The organism is Nocardia sp. NPDC004722, from assembly GCF_053601505.1.
Genome location: NZ_JBSGBY010000448.1, coordinates 1 through 7083, shown reverse-complemented (window position 1 = coordinate 7083; position 7083 = coordinate 1). Strand labels below are relative to the sequence as shown.

7 protein-coding genes are annotated in these 7083 nt (G+C 69.5%); 3 read left to right on the top strand and 4 right to left on the bottom strand.

Annotated elements, in window-relative coordinates; all coding sequences use genetic code 11:
* The coding region (locus ACWELQ_RS32835) for a GDSL-type esterase/lipase family protein (RefSeq protein ID WP_452400921.1) at positions 1 to 605 on the top strand (605 nt) is incomplete at its 5' end.
* On the opposite strand, the gene ACWELQ_RS32830 is transcribed toward ACWELQ_RS32835, so the two are convergent.
* The 4 genes from ACWELQ_RS32830 to ACWELQ_RS32815 all read right to left on the bottom strand — a co-directional run bounded on the left by ACWELQ_RS32830 (position 578) and on the right by ACWELQ_RS32815 (position 5587).
* On the bottom strand, positions 578 to 1996 hold the full coding sequence (locus ACWELQ_RS32830; RefSeq protein WP_452400920.1) for a hypothetical protein: 1419 nt from the start codon (positions 1994 to 1996) through the stop codon (positions 578 to 580). The genes ACWELQ_RS32835 and ACWELQ_RS32830 overlap by 28 nt on opposite strands.
* Positions 1997 to 2169: 173 nt before the next feature.
* Positions 2170 to 3738 carry a hypothetical protein gene (locus ACWELQ_RS32825; protein ID WP_452400919.1) on the bottom strand — a complete coding sequence of 523 codons (1569 nt, stop codon included), beginning with the start codon at positions 3736 to 3738 and terminating at the stop codon, positions 2170 to 2172.
* Positions 3723 to 4490, bottom strand: coding sequence for an ABC transporter ATP-binding protein (locus ACWELQ_RS32820; protein WP_452400918.1), 768 nt, complete (start codon positions 4488 to 4490; stop codon positions 3723 to 3725). The genes ACWELQ_RS32825 and ACWELQ_RS32820 overlap by 16 nt, the downstream gene beginning before the upstream one ends.
* Positions 4491 to 4573: 83 nt before the next feature.
* Positions 4574 to 5587: a TIGR03617 family F420-dependent LLM class oxidoreductase gene (locus ACWELQ_RS32815; protein WP_452400917.1), complete on the bottom strand. Its 1014-nt coding sequence runs from the start codon at positions 5585 to 5587 to the stop codon at positions 4574 to 4576.
* A 112-nt stretch (positions 5588 to 5699) separates the two neighbouring features.
* On the opposite strand from ACWELQ_RS32815, the gene ACWELQ_RS32810 reads away from it, so the two are divergent.
* Both ACWELQ_RS32810 and ACWELQ_RS32805 read left to right on the top strand, forming a co-directional pair.
* Positions 5700 to 6482, top strand: coding sequence for an enoyl-CoA hydratase/isomerase family protein (locus ACWELQ_RS32810; protein ID WP_452400916.1), 783 nt, complete (start codon positions 5700 to 5702; stop codon positions 6480 to 6482).
* Positions 6483 to 6576: 94 nt separating this feature from the next.
* The coding region (locus ACWELQ_RS32805) for a carboxyl transferase domain-containing protein (protein WP_452400915.1) at positions 6577 to 7083 on the top strand (507 nt) is incomplete at its 3' end.

Sequence of the window (7083 nt, the reverse complement as noted above, 5' to 3'; positions counted from 1 at the left end):
CCTGGTTCGAGGGCTTCGGATCCACCCATGGCGCGAACCGGCGTTCGGTGGATGTGCTCGACGAGCGACTGGCCACCGGGTGGGCGGTCAACCAGGGCATCGGCGGCAACCGGCTGCTGAGCGACGAGATCGGCGAGCACGGCCTGGCCCGGTTCGAGCGGGACGTGCTGTCGGTGCCGGGGGTCGCGGCCGTGTGGGTCAACTTCGGCATAAACGACCTGATCCTGGCCGGCACCGCCACCGCCGAGGCGCTCATCGCCGGGTTCACCGAACTGGCCGCGCGGGTGCACGCGGCGGGACTGCCGGTGTACGCCAACACCATCGGGCCGTTCGGCGGGGCGATCTACCCGGGTCTGGCGGTCGCCGAGGGCATTCCGGTGCGGCGCGCGGTCAACGAGTGGCTGCGCGGCACCGATGTGTTCGACGCCGTCTTCGATGTGGCCGCGGCGGTGGAGAATCCGGAAGACCGGGACTTCATCCGGCCCGACCTCGACAGCGGCGACGGCATGCACCTCAATGACGCGGGCGCCCGGGCCATGGCCGAGACGGTGGATCTCACCGTGCTACCGGCCGTCTTTCACGGCAACCGCGGTCCGGCCGCCTGATCCTGCCGCAGTCCGCTCGCCCACAGGTCGTCGGCGACATCGCGGCCGAGGCGGACGCCGCCGAGGTTCTGCGACAGGTCCATGCGCCCGGCCAGATCGGTGCCGAAGGCATCGAAAGGCCAAGCCACGCCGAGGAATACGCGGCTGCGCGCGCATTCCTCCATCATCTGCCACAGCCCGCCGGTGAAGCGCCGGACATGACGGGGTCGGACCACGCCGTGCGAGTCGGCGGTGACGCCGTCGAACTCCTCGGAGACGAAACCCAGTCCGTCGGCCAGGATGTCGGGGCCGTCGGCGGCGATGTCGTAGTAGCGGCGGACGGTCTGCCACGCCGCGCCGCCGAAGGTGGCGTGCGCGGACGGGTAGGCCGGGTACGCCGGGGTCACCGGGGCGGCCTGCTCGTTGCTGCGGGGCGCGCCCAGCGGCAGCCAGCCCGGATCGCAATCCCCGTCGAGTCCGTTGCCCGGCATGGCCTCCGGCCCCAGGGTCGGGTCGAATTCGCGAATGCCGAGGATCGGCCGCCACAGGTTGTGCCGGTACTTGTCGTCCCAGCACAGGATGGCCGCGTCGGCGAGCGCGGTGTTCACCAGGGCGAACAGCCGGGCGTTCTGTTCGACGTCATTGCCCCGGGCGGTGGCGATCTCGCGGGTGAACAGGTTGTAGAGCCGTGGCGGGCTGCCGAGTCGCTTCTCGCCGTCGTAGGCCCAGAACACCCCGCGCAGGGTTTCGTCGGCGGTGCGGGCGGCGAACCCGGCGGGCAGTCCCGCGATCGCCTCGGCGGCAATGCCTTTGGCCCGCACCTCGCGCAGGGCGGCCAGATAGCGAGGGTCGTTGCCCTTGGGTGGCGGGTCGAGGGTGTAGCGGCTGGTGACCGCGAAGCAGCGCGAGCGCGCACCGTAATGCGGTGCGTAGTAGCCCTGTTTCGGGTTGGCCGGGTCGGGACGATGGTTGGGCGGGGCGATATCGGGGACGTAGCCGGTGTCGGCGAGGGTGGGATCCCCCGCGCGGCACTGGAGGACCGCGCGGCCGACCGCCTGCCCGTGCGTGCTGCCGCGCCCGGTGCCCGGTCCCCGCAGCCCGGCCTCGCGCAGGGCCTTGTCCAGGCGTGCGGTCTGGGCGGGATAGAGCGCCGAGAGGGTGGTGTGCGCGGCCACGGCGATGGCGGCGTCGGGTGCCGCGCCATTGGCGGCCACCGGCGGGGTGGTCAGCCAGGTGCCGTGCGGTGCACCGAAAATACTGAAGATGGCATCGTGCATGGCCAGGTGCACCATGGCCAGGGCACGGGAACTGCCGGCCGGACCGCGGGACCCGCGTTCCACGGGTTTGATCTCGGTGTGCGCCATGCGATCCGACTCCAGCGCCACCGCGTTCCAATACAGGATCTGATCCACTTTCACTGTCTCCCAGAGGGTTCGAGGACTCGTTTCAGAATGAGTCACGCACCGGGAGATATCCGCAGTAGTGCGCTACCCGAATTCGGACACGAGATCGACCGCGATCCGAGTAGCGGCGCGTCGCGCTCCGGGAGTGTCCGGATGCGCTCCAAAGGCCGGAAAAGCGCAGCTCAGCGCGGTTTGACGTCGGCCAGCAGTTCCGGGCCCTTGGTCTCCAACCGGGTGGTGGCCCAGCGGATTCCGAGTGTCGCGGCAAACCCGCCGATCACCAGACCGAGCGGTATCGCCACCCATTGCAGTAGTGGAATGCGCAGGCCCGCACCGACTCCCAGCAGCACCAGCACCGGGGCGGCCGCCAGCAACTGCACCCCGAGGACGCCGAACTGCATGAGCGCCTTCACGCAGCCCGGATTCCCCTGACCCGCGAAGGCGTTGCCGCGCTGCGGCGGCAGGGCGAACGCGGCGTGCGTCGACATGAACATCACTCCGCCGACACCCACGCCGAGCAGCACCGGAAGTGTCGCCAGCGCCCACGGATACAGGTTGGCGCGGCCCATCACGCCCGGCAGGACGAGCGTCGCCAGCACCGCCAGCGGCGCGACCAGCAGCAGCCAGGCGTAGGCGCGCCCGCGCACATCCGCGCGGGCCGCACCCGGGGTCACCAGGGTTTGCCAGACCGCGGTGCCGTCGTATCCGTACAGGTTGGTGCCGGACATGCTGGCCAGCCCGACCACGAATGCGCCCGAGAATACGACGGTCCCGCTACCGTGCGATCGGATGGACAGGAAGATCGGTAGCACGAATCCGATCAGCAGCAGCGGCAACAATGCGGCACGGCGGCGACCATCGCGCCACCAGGTGCGCAGTTCCTTGATGAACACCGCACCGACCGGGGTGACGGGGACGAAGCGTTCCAGCAACCCGTCGTCGGTGTCGACCACCTGACCCGCCGGGGCGGGCGGGGTGGTCAGGCGGCGGTCCAGCAGCGCGGCCCACGCCTGCCACAGCACCAGCGACAGCAGCGCCAGCCCGAGCAACGGCAGCAGCGCGAACAGGTAATCACCGCGCGCGGCGGCCTCCACGGCGTACGGCGCCCAGCCCGACGGCACGGCGCGCAGCACCACCGACAGCGCGCCGTGGTCGCCGTCGAGTTTCGGCCCGATCGCCGAAACCAGCAGGTTCAGTGGGTAATACGACAATCCGATGAAGGCGGCGAAGAGCACGCCGAGGTCCTTGCCGCGCCGCGAGCGCATGGCCGCGCCCAGCCAGCCCACCACCACTCGGGACAGCAGCACCACGAACACCAGTTGCAGAAGTGCGCCCGGCACGGCGACCGCCACTGCTCCCGCACCGATCTGCGCGGCCAGCAGTACCAGCCCGCCGAAGGCGATCAGATTGACGATCGGGGCGGGGCCGACGAACGCTGCCGCGGCCAGGCCGTACGCCAGTTGCCGAGTCGTCAACGGCAGCAACCGGAATTGCTCGGGCTGCAGGGTCTCATCGCTGCTGCCGGTGAGCACCGGACCGCAGATCCAGCCCAGGGTCCAGGCGGCGAACAGCGCGGCCGCGATGGTGACGCCGCCGTGCACGGTGTTGTGCGCCGTGGCGATGAGCAGCGCGGTGATCGCGGCCACGACCGCGCCCACGAAGGTACCCATCCAGAAGTTCAGGGCCGCACGGCCTTCGCGCATGCTGCGGCGCATGAGCGTGAGCCGCATGCGGATCAGGACGCCAACCACGACAGCCCCTCCTCGCCGCCGAGGTGGCCGCCGACGAAGCGCACGAACGCCTCCTCGAGGGTCCCGTCCCCGCGCACCTCGGCGAGGGTTCCGCCCGCGACCACGCGGCCGTGATTGATGATCGCGACCCGGTCGCACATGCTCTCCACCAGCGCCATCACATGACTGGACAGCACGACCGAACCGCCCGCCGCCACGAACCGCTGCAGGATGGTGCGAATCGTGCCCGCCGACACCGGGTCCACCGCCTCGAACGGCTCGTCTAGGACCAGGAGCTTGGGCGCGTGCAGCAGGGCGGTGGCGAGCCCGATCTTCTTGCGCATACCGGCCGAATAGTCCACCACGACAGTGTTTTCCGCGCCGGTCAGCTCGAGCACGTGCAGCAGTTCGTCGGCCCGGCCGACCACGGTCGCCTTGTCCATGCCGCGCAGTAATCCGGTGTAGTTCAACAGTTCGCGGCCGGTGAGGCGTTCCGGCAGGGCCAGGCCGTCGGGCAGCACACCCACCACGGCCTTGGCCCGCACCGGGTCCATCCAGACATCGCTGCCGAAGATGCGCGCGGTGCCCTGATCGGGGCGCAGCAGGCCGACCGCCATCGACAACGTGGTGGTCTTGCCCGCACCGTTGGGGCCGACCAGCCCGAAGAACGAGCCGGGTGGGACGTGCAGGCTCACCCCGTCGACCACCCAGGGGCCGCCGAACCGCCTGTACAAACCGTTCAGTTCGAGCGCCAACTGTCCGTTGGTCGTCATTGCCCCTCCTCGCGCCGGTGGCCCACCCGCTGAGAACGATACGGGCGAACCCGACGTTCACCGGCTTATCGCGGGACGCGGTGTCAGCGCAACGCGTGCAGGGCGGTGGCCAGGTCCTGGAGGTGCTGCGGGGCGGGGGTGTAGCCGGGGAAGTACACGCATACCCGCTCGGTGGCCGGGCCGAATCGGGTCGCGATCTCGGTGGCGCAGTCCTCGGGCGTGCCCACGACCGCGAAGGTCGAGACCAGATCGTCGTCGATCAGGGCGGCCATCTCCTCGAAGGCCGCGCGCTTGGCCAGGGCCTCCAGGGTCGGTTGCAGGTGCGGGTGGCCCTCGACCTCGAGGACGGGCAGGTACGCCGGGGTGGAGGCGTAGAAGGCGATGAGCTTGCGGACTCCTTCGCGCGCCCGGTCGAGTTCGTCTCCGGTGCGGCCGACCGCGGCCATCACCTGGGGTACCACCGTGAAATCGGCGAGGTCGCGGCCCGCGCGTTCGAGGCCGTCGAGCACGGCGGGCATGGTGCGGTCGCGGAAGTGGCGGGCGCTGTTGAAGGGCATGACCAGTAGTCCGTCGGCGGTGGCGGCGGCGGTCCGGGTCATGAGCGGGCCGAGCGCGCCCAGCAGCACCGGCGGTACTCCGTAGGGGTTGGGGCCGGGGTCGAAGGCGGGCGGCATCAGCGTGTGGCGGGTGAATTCGCCGCGGAAGTCCAGGCGTTCACCGGTCTGCCAGGCGTGCAGGATCGCCTTGACGGCGGAGACGAATTCGCCCATGCGGGCGGCCGGGCGCGACCAGTGCGTGCCGTAGCGATGCTCGATATGCGGGCGGATCTGCGAGCCGAGGCCGAGGCGGAACCGGCCGTGGCTGAGCGCTTGCAGGTCGTAGGCGGCGTGGGCGGCGTGCAAGGGGCTGCGCGGCGGGGCCACCGCGACATTGGTCATCAGGTCCAGCTCGGTGGTGGGCGCGACCGCGGCCAGCGGGACGAAGACGTCGTGGGCGCCCTCGAAGGTGAACAGACCGTCGACGCCGAGCGCGGCGAATTCCGCGGCGCGGGCGGCTAGTTGGTCCGGCCGGGCATCGAGTTGAACGTCGAGGAGCACGATTCAGCTCTATCACCGGTGTGGGCGCGCGGCGGTCGCCGTTCCGATCACCGGAACCGGGGCTATCGGTCGCGCGGGTGGGGCGGGTTGGGTTGGGTGCGGAGGTATGCCCATGGAGACCCTGAACATCGTTGTCCACGAACGCATCGCGACCATCACCCTCGACCGGCCTGCGACGCGCAATGCCTTCAATCGCTCGATGGGCGCGGAGTTGTCCGAGGCGTACCGGCGGTGCGACGCCGACGACGAGGTCCGGGTCGTCATCCTCACCGGTCGGCCCCCAGCGTTCTGCGCCGGTGCCGATTTGAGTTCGGGTGACGCCACTTTCACCGAGCCGGGTGCGGAATTCAGTGCGGCGGGGGTGAATCCGCCCGCGTGGCGGCTGCGCAAACCCGTGATCGCCGCGGTCAACGGGCATGCCATCGGGATCGGACTGACGCTCGCACTGCAATGCGATATCCGTGTCATGGCCGAGGACGCCAAATACGCGATTCCCCAAGCCCGGCGCGGGATGATCGGTGATGCCTATTCGCACTGGACGCTGCCGCGTTTGGTCGGCGTCTCGCGTGCGGCGCAGTTGCTGTTGACCGGAGCCACATTCGATGGCCGCCAAGCCCGGGACTGGGGTCTGGCGATCGAATCTTTGCCCGCCGAGCAGGTGTTGCCGACCGCCTACGCGCTGGCGCGCGACATCGCGGTGAACACCGCTCCGCTTTCGGTCGCGATGTCCAAACAACTCCTGTGGTCCTCGTTCGAGAACGATGCGGCCCGAATCGGGGTTTCGGAAACCGACTTCCACCTGACGCTCATGGCCCACCCCGATGCGCGCGAAGGTGTCCGCGCCTATCTGGATCATCGTGATCCGCAATGGACCGGCGACCCCCGCGAGCTGTGATTTATCACGTTTGCCGCATTCGCTGCCCCGCTGCGCGTCATTACCGCTTAACCTCGCTGGTGCACAACTGTTAGCTGAGAAGGTGGCACACAGCGTGATCGGTACGCGGGCGAAGCTCGATGAACTAGCCAAGATCCTGGAGATGGCGGCGGAACCGGCGGGAGAGGCCGGCGTTGCCAAGCGGGAGAAGAAGGGCATTCCGAGTGTTCGGCAGCGGGTGAACATGCTGCTCGATCCCGGCACGTTCATCGAGACCGGCGCACTGGCACGCCAGCCCGGGCAGGCGGACGCGCTCTACGGTGACGGACTGGTCACCGGTCGCGGATTGATCGGCGGGCGGCCGGTGGTCGTGATCTCGCACGATCAGACCGTGTACGGCGGGTCGGTCGGCATCACCTCGGCGCAGAAGTTCATGCGCGCACTGCAATTCGCGTTCGACAATGCCTGCCCGGTGGTGACGATCAACGATTCCGGCGGGGCGCGGATTCAGGACGCGGTGGGTTCCATCGCTTCCTTCGGCAATATCTCCCGGGTGCTGGAGAAGCTGTCCGGCTATGTGCCGCAGGTGTCGATCATTCTCGGCAAGTGCGCGGCCGGTTCG